Here is a 15,669-nt window from a genome sequence, read left to right as displayed (position 1 = left end):
CAAGCCAGGACGGCGTAGCAGTGCAGCGTTGAGGTTCCATCCCTGTTCTATTAAGACGAGAGATCCGACATGAAGAAGAAGACCCAGCTTGGTTTGGCGATTGCCGGTGCCGTACTGATGGCTTCGATCGGCGTACCCGCCGCATCTGCTGCAGAAATTGGACCTGCAAAAGTAGTTGGCATGAGTTCGTCGGCTGTGGACAACAGCGGCGCTTACCGCTTCGTGGTCAAGTACCGTGCCGGTGCGAGCGAGCTGCGCGACAGCGCAACCGCCAACCGTGGCCTGGGTGCAGCGGCATCGCGCGCCGGTCTGGATCGCGCCGTCGCCAAGACCGCACGCGCCGCCGCGCAGCCGGCGGTACAGGCGTCACTGCTGCGTCGCATGGGCGCGCCGGGTTGGAGCGTGGTCAAGACCTCGCGTGCGCTCAATGCGCAGGAAGCGGCGGATTTTGTCCGCGAGCTCAAGGCCAATCCTGCGGTTGAGAGCGCCAGCATCGATCGCATGTACCAGCGCATGGTTGATGTAGCGCCTGCAATGACCCCGACCGATCCGAACTACGCGCAATACCAGTGGAATTTCTTCAATGCGACCTCCGGCGTGCGCGCACCGCAGGCATGGGATCTCTCGCAGGGTGAGGGCGTGGTGGTGGCGGTGATTGATACCGGCATCGTGCAGGACAACCCGGATCTGCAGAACAACGTCATCCCCGGTTACGACATGATCAGCGACAAGCGCGTCTCGCGCCGCGCCACCGACGACCGGGTTGCCGGTGGCTGGGATCTTGGCGACTGGATCGAAGCCAACTACTGCACCGGTTGGGCTACCGGTGGCTCGCATGCGGCCGACGTCAGTTCCTGGCACGGCAGCCACGTGTCCGGCACCGTCGCCCAGGAGACCAACAACGGCAAGGGCCTGGCAGGCCTGGCCTACAAGGCCAAAGTGATGCCGATCCGCGTGCTCGGTTCCTGCGGTGGTTTTGGTAGCGACATCTCCGACGGCATCATCTGGGCCGCAGGTGGCGAGGTGCCGGGGCTGCCGCTCAACACCAATCCTGCTGAAGTGATCAACATGAGCCTGGGCAGTGGCTCCCCCTCGAGCTGCCCGACCGAGTACCAGGAAGCCATTGATCTGGCCAACAGCAAGGGTGCCATCGTGGTGGTGGCGGCAGGCAATGACAACGCCAACGCTGCCACTTACACGATGTCCTCGTGCAACAACGTGATCAGCGTTGGCGCCACCGGTATTGCCGGTGGCCGTGCCTACTACTCCAACTATGGTGCGCGCGTGGACCTGTCGGCGCCGGGCGGCGGCGGTGGCGGCGATGGCAACCCGAACGGCTATATCTGGCAGGTGATCAATGGCGCCGACCAGAGCCCGGAAGCGGGCAACTGGATCCTGGGCGGCATGGGTGGCACATCGATGGCATCGCCGCATGTGGCCGCTGCAGTGGCCATGGTGCAGAGCGTGGTTGATACGCCGCTGACCCTGAACCAGATGCGCGACCTGCTCAAGAGCACCGCCACACCGTTCCCGGTGGCGATCCCGGCTTCCACCCCGATCGGCGCGGGCATCCTCAACATCAATGCCGCATTGGTGAAGGCGACCGAGCCGCCGTGTGATCCGAATGTCGAGCAGTGCGGCCCGGACGCCACACCGCTGGTCAACAAGGTGGCGGTGACCGGCCTGGCTGGCAGCAGCGGCAGCGAAGTGGTGTACAGCTTCGAGGCCGAGGCCGGCAAGGTGCTGACCTTCATGACCTACGGTGGCAGCGGTGACGTCTCGATGTACGTCAGCTTCAATGAGGTGCCGAGCGCCAGCCAGTCCGATGCCAAGTCCACCCGCGCTGGCAACAGCGAGACGGTGCGCTTCAACAAGGCCCAGGCCGGTACCTACTACGTCACCCTGGTGGGAGCCAACGCCTACAGCGGCGTGAGCCTGGTTGCACGCCAGTAATTCTGACCGTTGCAGCCACCTGGAACCCCGGCATTGCCGGGGTTCTTTTTTGCATGGAATGCGTGTTCATGTGCACGTCCTGACAGCATGAACTGTTAAAGTTCGGCCAACACAGGAGGATTGCGTGAACGCGGTAGCCCACGACACCCAACTTGCGCCATCCCCTGCTGAGCTTGTCATCAACGAGCTGCTGGCCCAGGGCCGGCTGAAAGACGCCGACCTGCAGCGCGCCCGCCAGTTGCAGCGCGAGTCCGGCGGTGAGCTGCTGGTGTTGCTGGCGCGTCTGGGGCTGGTATCCGAACGCGATCACGCCGAGGCCTGTGCAAAAGTATTGGAACTGCGTCTGATCGCAGCACGTGAGTTGCCCGAGCACCCGCCCGAGCTGGTGGAAGGCGTCGAGCCGGTGCCGCTGCGTTTCCTCAAGCAATTCCTGGTGCTGCCGCTGGGCGAGCAGCGCGGCCGCATCCTGCTATGGATGGCCGACCCGCAGGAAGGCTATGCACGCGATGCGATCCGCTTGGCCACCGGCTGCGAAGTCACCCCGGTAGTGGGCGTGCGCAGTGAGGTGGATGAGCTGATCGAGCGCTGGTACGGGCAGGGCCGCAGTGCGATGGGCACCATCCTGGAAACCGCCGATGGTGAAATGGCGCCCGTCGATGACATCGAACACCTGCGCGACCAGGCGTCCGAAGCGCCGGTCATCCGCCTGGTCAACCTGTTGATCCAACGCGCGGTGGAACTGCGTGCATCGGACATCCATGTCGAGCCGTTCGAAAGCCGCTTGAAGGTGCGTTACCGCATCGATGGTGTGCTGGTCGATGGCGAAAGCCCGCCGGTCAATCTCACCGCCGCGGTCATCAGCCGCATCAAGATCATGGCCAAGCTCAACATCGCCGAGCGCCGCCTGCCGCAGGACGGCCGCATCATGCTGCGGGTACAGGGCAAGGAGCTGGATCTGCGCGTCAGCAGCATGCCCACCGCGCATGGCGAAAGCGTCGTGATGCGCCTACTGGACCGCGAGGCGGTGGTGTTCGATTTCCAGCGGCTGGGCTTTGACGAGGCGTTCCTGCCGCAGTTCCGCAAGGTGCTGGAACAGCCGCACGGCATCCTGCTGGTCACCGGGCCCACCGGTTCCGGCAAGACCACTACGCTGTACACGGCGTTGAGCCAGCTCAATACCGACAAGGTCAAGATCATCACCGTTGAAGACCCGGTCGAATACCAGCTGGAAGGCATCAACCAGATCCAGGCCAAGCCACAGATCGGGCTGGATTTCGCCAACGCCCTGCGCAGCATCGTCCGCCAGGACCCGGACATCATCATGATCGGCGAAATGCGCGATCTGGAAACCGCGCGCATCGCCATCCAGTCCGCGCTGACCGGTCACCTGGTGTTATCCACCCTGCATACCAACAATGCCGCCGGCGGCATCACCCGTCTGCTCGACATGGGGGTGGAAGACTACCTGCTCACCTCCACCATCAACGGCATCCTTGCCCAGCGCCTGGTGCGCCGGCTGGAGCCTACGCATGCATTGCGCTACCGCGCCTCGGAGGAGGAGATCGAACGCTTCGGGCTGCGGCGTTTCCAGCCGCAGGGCGATATCCATCTTTACCGCGCGCAGCCATCGGCGCAGGCGCCCACCGGCTACCTTGGCCGCACCACCATCGTTGAGTTCCTGGTGATGGACGACAGCTTGCGCAACGCAGTGATGCGCAAGGCCGGCATGGGTGAGATTGAACAGCTTGCCCGCAAGGCAGGCATGCGCACCATGTACGAAGACGGCATCGCCAAGGCCTTGCGTGGCCAGACAACACTGGAAGAAGTGTTGCGGGTAACGGAGGACGCATGAGCCATCGCCTTCAACCGGACGGATGCTGTTGATGGCGCGCTACCGTTACAAGGCATTGGATGCCCGTGGCGAACTGTTGGAAGGGCAGATGGACGCGGCCAGCGAGGCCGAGGTGATCACCCGCCTGCAGGAGCAGGGGCATCTGCCGGTCGAGGCCCGTCCGGCCACCGGTTCCGCTTTTGAAGGTGGCAGTTGGAAACAATGGCGGCAGCGTCCGTTCGCTGGTGCCACGCTGGTCCAGTTCACCCAGCAGCTGGCGACCCTGCTCGGTGCAGGCCAGCCCTTGGACCGTGCGTTGTCGATCCTGATGGAAACGCCCGAAGACGCCCGTTCGCAACGGGTGATCGGCGATATCCGCGACAGCGTGCGCGGCGGTGCACCGCTGTCGCAGGCGCTGGAGCGCCAGCATGGTCTGTTCTCGCGCCTGTACGTGAACATGGTGCGTGCCGGTGAGGCCGGCGGCAGCCTGCATGAAACCCTGCAGCGCCTGGCCGACTATCTGGAACGCAGCCAGGAATTGAAGGGCAGGGTGATCAACGCCTTGATCTACCCGGCCATCCTGCTGGTGGTCGTGGGCCTGGCCCTGCTGTTCCTGCTTGGCTACGTGGTGCCGCAGTTCGCCTTGATGTACCAGAGCCTGGACGTCACCTTGCCGTGGTTCACGCGGCTGGTGCTGGAAGCCGGCCTGCTGGTGCGCAAAGGCTGGCTGGTATTCATCGTGGTGCCGGCCTTGCTGCTGCTGTGGGGCGAGCGCAAGCGTCGCGATCCGGTGTTCCGGCTCGGCTTTGACAGCTGGCTGTTGAAGCGGCCGATGGCCGGCGGCCTGGTTGCAAAACTCGAAACCGCGCGCCTGGCCCGTACCTTGGGCACGTTGCTGCGCAACGGCGTGCCGCTGCTGTCCGGGTTGGGCATTGCCCGCAACGTGCTGGGCAACCGCGCGTTGATCGGCGACGTCGGCGAAGCTGCCGAGGCAGTGAAAAATGGTGCCGGGCTGGCCTCGTCGCTGAGCCGCGGTGGCCGCTTCCCACGCCTGGCCCTGCAGATGATCCAGGTGGGTGAGGAATCCGGCACGCTGGATACCATGCTGCTGAAAACCGCCGACACCTTCGAGCAGGAAAGCGCGCGTGCCATCGACCGTATGTTGGCGGCGTTGGTGCCGGTGATCACATTGTTGTTGGCGTCGGTGGTGGGCATGGTCATCGTTGCGGTGCTGGTGCCCTTGTATGACCTGACCAACGCCATCGGTTAACCCGTAACTGTCGCAGACAAGGAAACAAAGCAATGAGGCGAACCCTGAAACAACCAGCATCACGTGCCCGCCAGGCCGGCATGAGCTTGCTGGAAATCATCATCGTCATCGTGCTGATCGGTGCGGTGCTCACCTTGGTGGGCAGCCGCGTGCTGGGCGGCGCCGACCGTGGCAAGGCCAACCTGGGCAAGACCCAGATCCAGACCCTTGCCAGCAAGGTGGAGAACTACAAACTCGATACCGGCCGCCTGCCGGCCAAGCTGGAAGATCTTTCCAGCCAGCCCAGCGGTGTGGCCGGCTGGTTGGGGCCGTACGCCAAGCCAGCCGAATTCAACGATCCCTGGGGCAACCCGGTGCAGTACCGCGTGCCGGGTGAAGGGCGCCCGTTCGATCTGCTCAGCCTTGGCGCCGACGGCCAGCCCGGTGGCGAGAGCTACAACGCCGACATCCGTTACGAATAGGCCTGATGCTGCCGCCGCGCCTCCCGCTTCCGCTCCATGCCACGCGTGTTGTATCTGCACGGCGTAAGGCCATGCGCGGCATGTCGCTGCTGGAAATGGTGCTGGTGCTGGCACTGGTCGCCGCACTGGCGATGATGGCGGCAATGGCGATGAACGGCGGCATGGAAGGCGTGCGCCTGCGTTCGGCCGGCAAAACCCTGGCGGCCGAACTGCGCTTCGCACGCACCCGTGCAATCAGTACCGGCGTTCCCCAGCAGTTCCAGATCACGCCGCGCACCGGCAGATGGCAGGGCGCGGACGGTCACCATGGTGAGCTGCCGGAAAACGTCAACGTGCAGTTCACCGGTGCCGGGCAGCTGCAACAGCGGCGCGATGAAGGCGTGGTGCGTTTCTTCGAGGATGGCGCATCCAGCGGCGGGCGCATCGAGCTGCGCGCCGGCAAGGCGGTGTGGCGGATCGATGTGGCTTGGATAACCGGCGAAGTCAAAGCCGGTCCGCCGCGCGAGGGCGCCGGATGAGGCGCCAACGCGGTTATTCCCTGATCGAAGTGATCGTCGCTTTTGCCCTGCTTGCCTTGGCGATGACCCTGCTGCTGGGCAGCCTGTCCGGTGCCGCACGCCAGGTCAGCCTTGCTGACGGCTACGGCCGCGCCGCGCTGCATGCACAGTCGTTGTTGGCCGTTGCCGGGGTGGAAGCGCCACTGCGTGCAGGGCGTCAACAAGGGGAGTGGGAGCAGGGCCGCTATCAATGGAGCCTGCAGGTTTCGCCGTATATGGAGCCGCGCCAGCAACAGGCACGGCTGTGGTTGCTGGACCTGCAGGTGCGTTGGGGCGAGAGCGCGCAGGAGCAGTTGCACTGGCGCACGCTGCGCTTGCGCGGCAATGCACCGCTGGAGGCCGCGCCATGAGGCGTCCAGCGCGGCCGCGCGGTTTTACTCTGATCGAAGTATTGCTGGCCACGGTATTGCTGGCTGCCGGCATGGCGCTGGCATTTGCCGCGGTGCGTTCGACGCTGGCCATCAGCAGCCGTGGTGAAGCCATCGCCAGCGGCAATGAGCGCATGCGCGCGGTCGAAGGCTTTCTGCGCCGGCGGCTGGTGTCGGCCATGCCCTTGCCGCTGCAACGCGATGCACCGGCCGGCGTTGCTGCGGTGTTCACCGGTACTGCGCAGCAAATGCGCTTTGTCGCCAACGTGCCCGACTACCTGGGCCGCGGTGGTCCCTATCTGCATACCCTGGAAGTCAGCGGCAGTGGTGCTGGCCAACAGCTGCGGCTGGGCTTGACCCTGTTGCAGGGCGGGCAGCTGCTGGAAGAAGACCCGCCGCGCGGCAGCGAGCTGCTGGCCGATGATCTCAAACAGGTGAAGCTGCGCTATCGCGGTATCGACCCCAGCAGCGGCGCGATGGGGCGTTGGCAGGACAGCTGGGACGCAGCCGGGCGCATGCCAGCGCTGGTCGCCATCGAAATCACCCCGGCGCATGGCCCGGCATGGCCGCCATTGGTGGTCGCCCTGCCGCAATCCGCTGCTGCCGGGAGTTGGCGATGAAGGCCCGTGGCGCAGCGTTGGTGCTGGTCTTGTGGGTGGTGGCGTTGCTGGCCACCACCATTGCTGCGTTTGCGATGACCGCACGCGTGGAACACCTGCAGGGCCGGGTGACCGGCGACGTGGCCGGCGGGGAACAGATTGCCCATGCCGGTATCGACTACGCGTTGTCGCGGATGCGCGCCACCCCGACCCAGCCCAGTTGGCGTGCCGATGGGCGACCGTATCGCTGGCGGTTTGATGACCGGGTGGTGGAGCTGCGCATTGTGGATGAGACCGGCAAGGTCGATTTGAACAAGGCCGATCTGAACCTGCTGCAGGCCTTGCTGCGCGGCTTCGAGCTGGCACCGGACAAGGCCGCAAGGCTGGCTGGTGCCATTGTCGATTGGCGCGACCCGGATGAACTGCTGCAGATTGCCGGTGGCGCGGAGACTGCCGACTATCGGTCCGCCGGCTTGCCGTACGGTGCCAAGAACGCGCCGTTCGACAGTGTCAGCGAGCTGCAGCGCGTACTCGGCATGGATCCGGCACTTTATGCACAGCTGGCGCCGCTGCTGACGGTGTACGGTAACGGCCGGCCCAATCCGCGTTTTGCCCCGGCCACCGTGCTGACCGCGATGGGCATGGATGCGGCGCTGATCATGGCCCAGCGTGAGCGGGAGGACGGCAACGCCGGGATGGGTGAAACTTCGGCTGGCGGTGGCGACAGCGGCACTTATAGTGTGACCAGCAGCGTGCAGTTGGTGGGCGAGCGACAAGCAGCAACCCGCGCGGTGGTGCGTCTGAATCCCGGTGGTGTGGCCGGTGCACCGTATACGGTGCTGCAGTGGGAACAGGGAGCGATGACGAGATGACGGGGTTGCGCGAACGACTAGGGCAGGCAGGTGGACGCATCATGCCGGGCGCTGGCAGCTTCTGGGCCTGGTGGAGCCAGGCGCTGCTGTCGTGGCTGCCCGCCCGCTGGCAGGCCTTGCTGGGCGTGTCCGATGCACGCCTGCTGTTGCAGGTGGCGGACGAGCAGCTGGCGGTATCGCTGCTGCACAACGGCCAGCGCCAATTGCTGCAGGCCTTGCCACGCGATTGCACGCCGGCTGCGCTGGATGCTGCCTTGCCGCCGCGTGTGGCGAGTTTGCCGCGCTTCGGGCTGCTGCCGGCCAGCGCGGTATTGCGCAAGCCGCTGCGCATGCCGGCTGCCGCTGAGCCACGCCTGCGCGAGGTGCTGGGTTTCGAGATAGATCGGCAGACACCGTTCACCGCCGCGCAGGTGTACTACGACGTGCGCCTGCTGCAGCGCCGTGGCGATGGTCAGCTGGATACCGAACTGGTGGTGGTGCCGCGGCAGCGGATCGATGCCTTGTTGAGCCCGGCCGAGGCCTGGCAGCAACAGCTCGATGGCGTCGATGTGCTCGCTGCCGACGCACAGCCGTTGGCGGTGAACCTGTTGCCGGTAGCAATGCGCCGGCAACGGCACGATCCGATGCGCAGGCTCAACCGCATCCTGTTGGTGGCAGGGCTGGTGATGCTGGTGTTGGCCGCCTGGCAACTATTGGACAACCGCCGTGCGGCTGCCGCGCAGCTGTCGGCGCGGGTGGATGCCGCGGCCACGCGCGCGCGCGTTGTGGCGGCGCAGCGGCAGCAGTTGCAGGATCTGGTGGATGGCCAGCAGTTCTTTGCCGAGCAACGTGCAGCGCAGCCTTCGGCGACGCAGGTCATCAACGAACTCAGCCAGCGCCTGGATGACGCCACCTCGTTGGAGAAGCTGTCGATCGAGGCAGGGCGGATGCAGTTGATCGGCATGAGCAGCAGCGCGTCTTCGCTGGTATCCACGCTGGAAGGCTCCAGCCTGTGGAAGACGCCGTCGCTGACCGGCGTGTTGCAGACCGGTAACGGCGGCAGCCGCGAGCGTTTCACCTTGACCGCAGAACTGCGTGCACCCACCCAGGAGGCTGCCGATGGCACCGCACCCCGCACGCCGTGACCGCTGGTTGGCGCTGGGCCTGTTGTTGGCCGTGCTGGGCATGGTCTATCTGTTGCTGGTGCAGCCTTTGTGGACCGCTCCGATGCGGGCGGTGGACGCCGAGATCGCGGCCTTGCAGGAACGCGAGCAGCGCATCGACCTGCAGTTGCGGCAAGCCCCGCAGGTTGCACAGCGGCTGCAGCAGGCGCAGCAGGTGCTGGCCGACCAACCGGGTTTCATGGCCGAAGGCTCGGTTGAACTGGCTACTTCCAAGCTGGTCCAGCGGCTGGAGGAAGCTGCGCGCCTGGCCAGCCCGGATCAACGCAGCTGCGCCATCAGTGACCGTTCGCCGTTGCCGGCCGACAGCACCGGCCGGTTTGTGCGGGTCGCGGTACAGGCGCGGCTGCGTTGCGGCATGAACGAGTGGATGAGCGTATTGCAGACCCTGGAAACCGGCGCGCCGCAGCTGCGCGTTGACCGCTTGGACATTCTTGCCGCAGGTCCGGGCGAAGGCGGCGGTGGTCTGGATGTGAGCTTCGAACTCAGCGGTTACCTGCGGCCGGGTGTTGTTCCACCCGCTACGGAGGTGGGCAATGCGCAATGACGTGGCAGGGCTGAGAACCTGGCTGCTGGCCACCTTTGCCGGCTGGGCGCTGCTGGTCTGGGCTGCGTGCCTGTTTGGCCTGGGCAGCCGCATCGGCAACAGCACCGCCACGCTGGAGGCGCCGGCCCTGCCAGCAGTGCCGCAGGTTGCGCAGCTGGCCGTTGTCGACAACACCGAGGCCTTGAACCGGCCGCTGTTCGCCAGTGACCGGCGGCCGCACCCGTTCTTCATTGGCGAGGCCGGCGAGCCCGCTGCCGCCAGTGTGCGTTTGACCGGGGTATTGATGACGCCGGGGCTGGACATGGCCACGCTGACTACCGAGCAGGGCAAGTCGCTGCGGCTGCGCCTGGGTGGCGAGCCGCGGGACGGTTGGCAGCTGCTGTCGCTGCAGCCGCGCAGCGCCGTGGTCAGTGGCCCGGCCGGCACCCTCAATCTGGAACTGCAGGTGTTCAGCGGCGGGCCCAAGCCGCCACTGGATGCGGCCGCAGCGCCGGGCAACGTGGCAATACCGGCGGCCGCCAGTGTGCCGCTGCCGCCGCCACCGCCGACGGCCGCAGATCCTGCGTCGCCATCGGCCGATCAGATCAAGGCGATCCGTGATCGCATCCAGGCCCGCCGTCGGCAGGCACAACAGAATCAGAACGGCCGCTCCGGCAGCCAGAACCCGTAGAGTGAACGTATGACGTCACGCATAGTTGCAGTCACCCTGCTGATCGGCGCCCTGAGCAGCTGCGCTACCACGCCGCCGCCGGAAGTCCGCCGTAATCCGGCGCCCGATACCCGTGCGCCGGCCCCCGGCGAGCCCGCGCGTACCAGCGCCTTGAGCGCGGAGGAAGCCCCCCGGCCCGATGACAACCAGGGCCGGGCGGTGATCCGCCGCGGCAACGGTACGGTGATCAACCGCGCAGCGGCGTCGGCACCGGCACCGGCCTTGAGCGCGGCGGGCAATGGCACCGCGGTGTTCAATTTCGAGGGCGAATCGGTACAGGCGGTCACCAAGGCCATTCTTGGCGACATGCTCGGCCAGAACTACGTGATCGCACCGACCGTGCAGGGCACGGTGACGCTGGCCACGCCCAAGCCGGTGTCGCCGGCACAGGCGTTGAACCTGCTGGAGATGGTGCTGGGCTGGAACAATGCCCGCCTGATCTACAGCGGCGGCCGCTACAACGTGGTGCCGGCCGATCAGTCGCTGGCCGGCACGGTGGCGCCCAGCACCGCCCCGGCCGCCGCCGCGCGCGGTTACGAGGTGCGGGTGGTGCCGCTGCAATACATCTCGGCTGCCGAGATGAAGAAGGTGCTCGAGCCCTATGCGCGGCCCAATGCCATCGTCGGCGTTGATGGTTCACGCAATGTCATCACCTTGGGCGGCACCCGCACCGAGCTGGAAAACTACCTGCGCACGGTCGAGATCTTCGACGTGGATTGGCTGTCGGGCATGTCGGTGGGCGTGTTCCCGATCCAGTCCGGGCGTGCCTCGCAGGTGGCCAACGATCTTGAAAAAGTATTCGGCGAGAACAGCAAGACGCCCAGTGCGGGCATGTTCCGTTTCATGCCATTGGACAACGCCAACGCGGTACTGGTGATCACCCCGCAGGCACGCTACCTGGACCAGATCCAGCAATGGCTGGACCGCATCGACAGCGCCGGCGGCAACGCCCGTCTGTTTTCGTACGAGCTGAAGTACATCAAGGCCAAGGACCTGGCCGACCGTCTGGCCGAGGTGTTCGGCAGCAGCGGCTCGCGCAGCCAGGGTGACAGCGGCACCTCGCTGGCGCCGGGTGCCAGCCCGGTGACGCTGGGCGGGCGTGGGCAGGACGGCGGCTATGGCCAGAACGATGGGCTCAAGCCCAGCGACATCGGTTCGGCCGGTGGCGCGGGTTCGGGCCTTTCCGGCAGCAGCGGTGGCGGTATGGGCGAAACGATGCAGCTGCCGCAGCAGACCTCGGGCAACGGCAGCGTCACCCTGGAAGTGGAAGGTGACCGCGTCGGTGTTTCGGCGGTGGAGGAAACCAATACCCTGCTGGTGCGCTCCACCCCGCAGGCCTGGCGCTCGATCCAGGAAGTGGTGGAAAAACTCGATGTAATGCCGCTGCAGGTGCATATCGAAGCGCAGGTGGCCGAAGTCGCCTTGAACGGCAAGCTCAGCTATGGCGTGAACTGGTTCTTCGAGCAGGCGGTGAATGGCGCACCGGGCGCCAGCCCGGGCAACATCGGCATGTCCGGTGCTGGCCTGCCCAGCGCGCTGGGCCGCGGCATCTGGGGTGACATCGCTGGCAAGGTCACCGGCAGCGGCATGGCCTGGACCTTCCTCGGCAAGAATGCCGCCGCCATCATCACCGCGCTGGATGAAGTCACCAACGTCCGCCTGCTGCAGACGCCGTCGCTGTTCGTGCGCAACAACGCAGTGGCAACGTTGAATGTGGGCAGCCGCATCCCGGTCAATTCCACCTCGATCTCGACCATTGGCGACAACGCATATTCCACCGTGCAGTACATGGAAACCGGCAACATCCTCAAGGTGCGCCCACGCGTTACCCGCGACGGCATGGTGTTCCTGGACATCGTGCAGGAGATCAGCGCGCCGGAAGGGCAGCCGGACAAGAACGACAACTACCGCATCAATACCCGCCGCATGCAGACCGAGGCGGCGGTAAGCACCGGTGACACGGTGATGCTGGCCGGGCTGATCGATGACAGCAGCACCGATGGTTCGTCCGGCCTGCCGTTCCTGAGCCGCTTGCCGGTGGTCGGCAGCCTGTTCGGGCAGAAGACCCAGAACCACCGTCGCAACGAAGTGATCGTGCTGATCACGCCCACCATCGTCCGCAACCCGCAGGAAGCACGCAACCTCACCGACGAGTACGGCAGCCGCTTCCGCGCGCTGGACCCGATCGACAAGCCCAAGGCAGGCCGTTAAGCATGGCCCTGCCGGTCATTCTGTTACCGGTGGGCGTGGATGATGCGGCGCTGGATGCCTGCCTTGCCGCATTGGAACGACACACGCCGGCGGGTACGCCGGTGTGGCTGGCTGATGATGGCCAGAGCGGGCCGCGCGGGCAGGCGGTGATCGAGCATTGGCTGGCCAGCACCCGGCTGCAGGCCGAATACACCCGCCGGCCACGCCCGATTGGCGAAGCCGCACATCTGGATCAGATGCTGCAGGCCTGCGGCGACGCCGATGTGGCGGTATTGGCGCCGGATGCATTGCCAATGGCCGGTTGGCTGCAGCAGCTCAGCGAGTGTCTGGCACGCGATGCCTCCATCGCCACCGCTACGCCCTGGAGCAATGCCGGCGAAGCAGTGTCGTGGCCACGCGCAGGCGAACTCAATCCCTTGCCTGCCGATGCGGCGCGCCTGGCGCAGGCATTGGCGGCGATGCCGTTGCTGCAACCGGAGCTGCCTTCGGCGGTGACCCACGCGGTGTTGATACGCGGCAGTGCGCGCCGCCGCGCCGGTGGCTTGGACATTCACAGCTATGGCTCATGGTATGCGGCACTGGTGGACCTGAGCCTACGCATGAGCGGCCTGGGCTGGCGCAATGTGCTGTGTGACAACGCCTTCGTCGGCCGCCAGAGCGAAGGCCGCCCGGCCGAAGGTGATATGGAAGTGCTGGCCAACCGCTGGCCGGTATGGACCGCGCGGCTTGCGGCTTTCCTGATGAATGACCCGCTGCACGCGCACCGCCAGCAGCTGCAGCAGTTGTGCGAGCAGGCGATAATGCCGCAAGCCCAGCCCGACCTGTTCGACGCCTGTGGTTCCCTTCCAGGCCCGGAGTAGGTGTGAGCGATTCAATTGCGGTGGTGGTGGTCAGTTACCAAAGTGCCAGCACCTTGGATGAATGCCTGCAGCGCTTGCGCGCGGCCAAGGATGTGGCCGAGATCCGCGTGGTCGACAACGAATCGCGTGATGGCTCGCTGGCGATCGCGCAGCGCCATGCGCTGGCCGACAGCCGCGTGCGTTTCATCGCCAATCCGGACAACCCCGGCTTTGCAACCGCCTGCAACCAGGGCGCGCGCGAATGCCATGCGCCGTGGCTGGCCTTCGTCAATCCGGATTTGATGGTGGAGCCGCAGACCCTGGCGCAGCTGCGTGATCTTGGCCGGCCGCTGGGCGATTGCCTGCTGGGCGTGGAGCAGGTGGACGAGAACGGCATCGCCGACCCGGCGGTACGCCGCCGCGATCCGGATTTCGCGGCGATGCTGCGCAAGCCCGGTGCCGGTTCGCGTCTGTCCGTGGCGGCAGACCCCTGCATGCCGCTGCAGCAGGTGCAGGCCTTGTCCGGTGCCTTGTTGCTGATGCCGCGCGGCTTGTTTGATCGCCTGCATGGCTGGGATGAGGGTTACCGCCTGCATGCCGAAGACCTGGACCTGTGCCGTCGCGCGCGTCAGGCCGGCGCGGTGGTGGCCATTGCCAATGACTTGAAGGTGCTGCATGTGCGCGGTGTGTCCAGCCGCTCGCGGCCGTTCTTCGTGGAATGGCACAAGCATCGCGGGCTGTGGCGCTACTTCCGCAAGTTCGAAGCGGCGCAGCGCGGCGTATTGGTGCGGGCAGGGGTGTGGTGCGCGATCTGGGCACACGCGCTGCTGCAGGTGCCGCGCTTGTTGTTGAAGTAGGGCTGGAATTTGAGCGGTGGGGCATTCAAAGCACCCCTCCCCAACCCTCCCCTTGGCTGCGCCAAAGGGAGGGGCAGAAGCATGCATCGCTCCCTCCCTTGCGCAAGGCGCAGGGGAGGGCTGGGGAGGGGTGCTCTTCGTGCAAACTCCATCGCCCTAGCGCCTGCGCCCGCCACAGAGCATGAACAAGCCCTGGCGCTCGGCTGAACGGGAGCCGCCTGCCAGCGCATAATGCGGGGCATGATCATTCAATCCCTGCTCGACACCGATCTCTACAAATTCACGATGATGCAGGCGGTACTGCACCAGTACCCGGGCGCCATCGTCCAGTACCGGTTCAAATGCCGCACGCCGGGGATTGATCTGGCCGCCTATCTGGACGAGATCAACGCCGAAATCGATCATCTGTGCAGCCTGCGCTTCACCGCCGATGAGCTGGAATACATGCGCCGGCTGCGTTTCGTGAAGCCGGACTTCGCCGACTTCCTCGGTTTGTTCCATCTGGATCGCAAATACATCAGTCTGCAGGCGTCGGCGACCGTGCCGGGCGAGATCGAGCTGGATATCACCGGCCCGTGGCTGCACACCATCATGTTTGAAGTGCCGCTGCTGGCGATCATCAACGAGGTGTGGTTCCGCAATACCACCTCGCCCGATTTCGCCGAAGGCGAGCGTCGCCTGCAGGTCAAGACCGCGCTGTTGCGCGATACACCGGGCTTTGAAAACTGCCGCATCGCCGATTACGGTTCGCGTCGCCGCTATTCGCGCAAGTGGCACGCCATGATGTTGCCGATGCTGCGTGATGCCTTGGGCTCGCAGTTTGTCGGCACCAGCAACGTGCACTTCGCGCGCATGTACGGCATGACCCCGCACGGCACGATGGCGCATGAGTATCTGCAGGCCTTCCAGGCATTGGGCCCACGGCTGCGTGACTCGCAGGTGGCGGCGCTGGAGTCGTGGGCGCGAGAGTATCGCGGTGACCTGGGCATTGCCCTGTCCGACGTGGTCGGCATGGAAGCTTTCCTGCGCGACTTCGACATGTATTTCTGCAAGCTGTTCGATGGCGTGCGCCATGATTCCGGCGACCCGGTCGCGTGGGGTGATCGCATGCTGGCCCACTTCAAGGCCAACCGCGTCGACCCGACCAGCAAGGTGTTGGTGTTCAGCGACGGGCTGAACATCGAAAAAGTGATGCAGCTGTACGACTACTTCCGTGGCCGCTGCCAGGTCGCCTTCGGTGTTGGCACCCATCTGACCAATGACCTGGGCCCGACGCCGCTGAACATCGTCATCAAGATGGTTCGCTGCAACGGCCAACCGGTCGCCAAGCTCAGTGATTCGCCGGGTAAGAGCATGTGTGATGATCCGGGCTATCTGTCGTATTTGCGGCAGGTTTTCGAGCTTCAGTAAGCGTCAAATTACTGTCACCCGGTCT

Annotated in this window: 15 protein-coding genes; all 15 read left to right on the top strand. The window is 65.5% G+C overall.

Annotated elements, in window-relative coordinates; genetic code table 11:
• Positions 1-69 precede the first annotated feature (69 nt).
• Complete coding sequence (locus ACVOKO_RS10990; protein ID WP_346498951.1) at positions 70-1,953, top strand: S8 family serine peptidase; 1,884 nt, start codon at positions 70-72, stop codon at positions 1,951-1,953.
• A gap of 124 nt (positions 1,954-2,077) precedes the next feature.
• A complete protein-coding gene (gene gspE, locus ACVOKO_RS10985) occupies positions 2,078-3,805 on the top strand; it encodes a type II secretion system ATPase GspE (RefSeq protein WP_346498950.1) in 1,728 nt (575 codons plus the stop codon).
• Between the two features lie 31 nt (positions 3,806-3,836).
• Positions 3,837-5,054 (top strand): type II secretion system protein XpsF, encoded by a 1,218-nt coding sequence (xpsF, locus tag ACVOKO_RS10980; RefSeq protein WP_346498949.1) that lies wholly within the window; start codon positions 3,837-3,839, stop codon positions 5,052-5,054.
• Between the two features lie 32 nt (positions 5,055-5,086).
• Positions 5,087-5,515 carry a type II secretion system major pseudopilin GspG gene (gene gspG / locus ACVOKO_RS10975; RefSeq protein ID WP_346498948.1) on the top strand — a complete coding sequence of 143 codons (429 nt, stop codon included), beginning with the start codon at positions 5,087-5,089 and terminating at the stop codon, positions 5,513-5,515.
• 71 nt (positions 5,516-5,586) lie between these two features.
• Entirely contained in the window at positions 5,587-6,033 is a 447-nt protein-coding gene (gene xpsH, locus ACVOKO_RS10970; protein WP_346498947.1) for a type II secretion system protein XpsH, read from the top strand.
• Complete coding sequence (xpsI, locus tag ACVOKO_RS10965) at positions 6,030-6,422, top strand: type II secretion system protein XpsI (protein ID WP_346498946.1); 393 nt, start codon at positions 6,030-6,032, stop codon at positions 6,420-6,422. Before xpsH ends, xpsI begins: the two co-directional genes overlap by 4 nt.
• Positions 6,419-7,060: a prepilin-type N-terminal cleavage/methylation domain-containing protein gene (locus ACVOKO_RS10960; protein ID WP_346498945.1), complete on the top strand. Its 642-nt coding sequence runs from the start codon at positions 6,419-6,421 to the stop codon at positions 7,058-7,060. Before xpsI ends, ACVOKO_RS10960 begins: the two co-directional genes overlap by 4 nt.
• Complete coding sequence (locus ACVOKO_RS10955) at positions 7,057-7,911, top strand: type II secretion system minor pseudopilin (protein ID WP_346498944.1); 855 nt, start codon at positions 7,057-7,059, stop codon at positions 7,909-7,911. Before ACVOKO_RS10960 ends, ACVOKO_RS10955 begins: the two co-directional genes overlap by 4 nt.
• Positions 7,908-9,035 (top strand): PilN domain-containing protein, encoded by a 1,128-nt coding sequence (locus ACVOKO_RS10950; RefSeq protein ID WP_346498943.1) that lies wholly within the window; start codon positions 7,908-7,910, stop codon positions 9,033-9,035. The genes ACVOKO_RS10955 and ACVOKO_RS10950 overlap by 4 nt, the downstream gene beginning before the upstream one ends.
• Entirely contained in the window at positions 9,010-9,618 is a 609-nt protein-coding gene (gspM, locus tag ACVOKO_RS10945; protein ID WP_346498942.1) for a type II secretion system protein GspM, read from the top strand. Before ACVOKO_RS10950 ends, gspM begins: the two co-directional genes overlap by 26 nt.
• The gene (locus ACVOKO_RS10940; RefSeq protein ID WP_346498941.1) at positions 9,608-10,288 is read left to right on the top strand and encodes a hypothetical protein; all 681 of its coding nucleotides are present in this window, start codon (positions 9,608-9,610) and stop codon (positions 10,286-10,288) included. Before gspM ends, ACVOKO_RS10940 begins: the two co-directional genes overlap by 11 nt.
• A 9-nt stretch (positions 10,289-10,297) precedes the next feature.
• Entirely contained in the window at positions 10,298-12,538 is a 2,241-nt protein-coding gene (gene gspD / locus ACVOKO_RS10935; protein WP_346498940.1) for a type II secretion system secretin GspD, read from the top strand.
• A 2-nt stretch (positions 12,539-12,540) separates the two neighbouring features.
• Positions 12,541-13,398, top strand: a complete 858-nt coding sequence (locus ACVOKO_RS10930; RefSeq protein ID WP_346498939.1) for a glycosyltransferase family 2 protein — start codon at positions 12,541-12,543, stop codon at positions 13,396-13,398.
• A 2-nt stretch (positions 13,399-13,400) separates the two neighbouring features.
• The gene (locus tag ACVOKO_RS10925) at positions 13,401-14,234 is read left to right on the top strand and encodes a glycosyltransferase family 2 protein (RefSeq protein ID WP_346498938.1); all 834 of its coding nucleotides are present in this window, start codon (positions 13,401-13,403) and stop codon (positions 14,232-14,234) included.
• A gap of 240 nt (positions 14,235-14,474) precedes the next feature.
• Positions 14,475-15,644, top strand: a complete 1,170-nt coding sequence (gene pncB, locus ACVOKO_RS10920; RefSeq protein WP_346498937.1) for a nicotinate phosphoribosyltransferase — start codon at positions 14,475-14,477, stop codon at positions 15,642-15,644.
• Positions 15,645-15,669 lie beyond the last annotated feature (25 nt).

Source organism: Stenotrophomonas sp. STEN240 (genome assembly GCF_056756175.1).
Note: the sequence above shows the minus strand (reverse complement) of the source record. Positions and strands in the feature narration are given on the sequence as shown.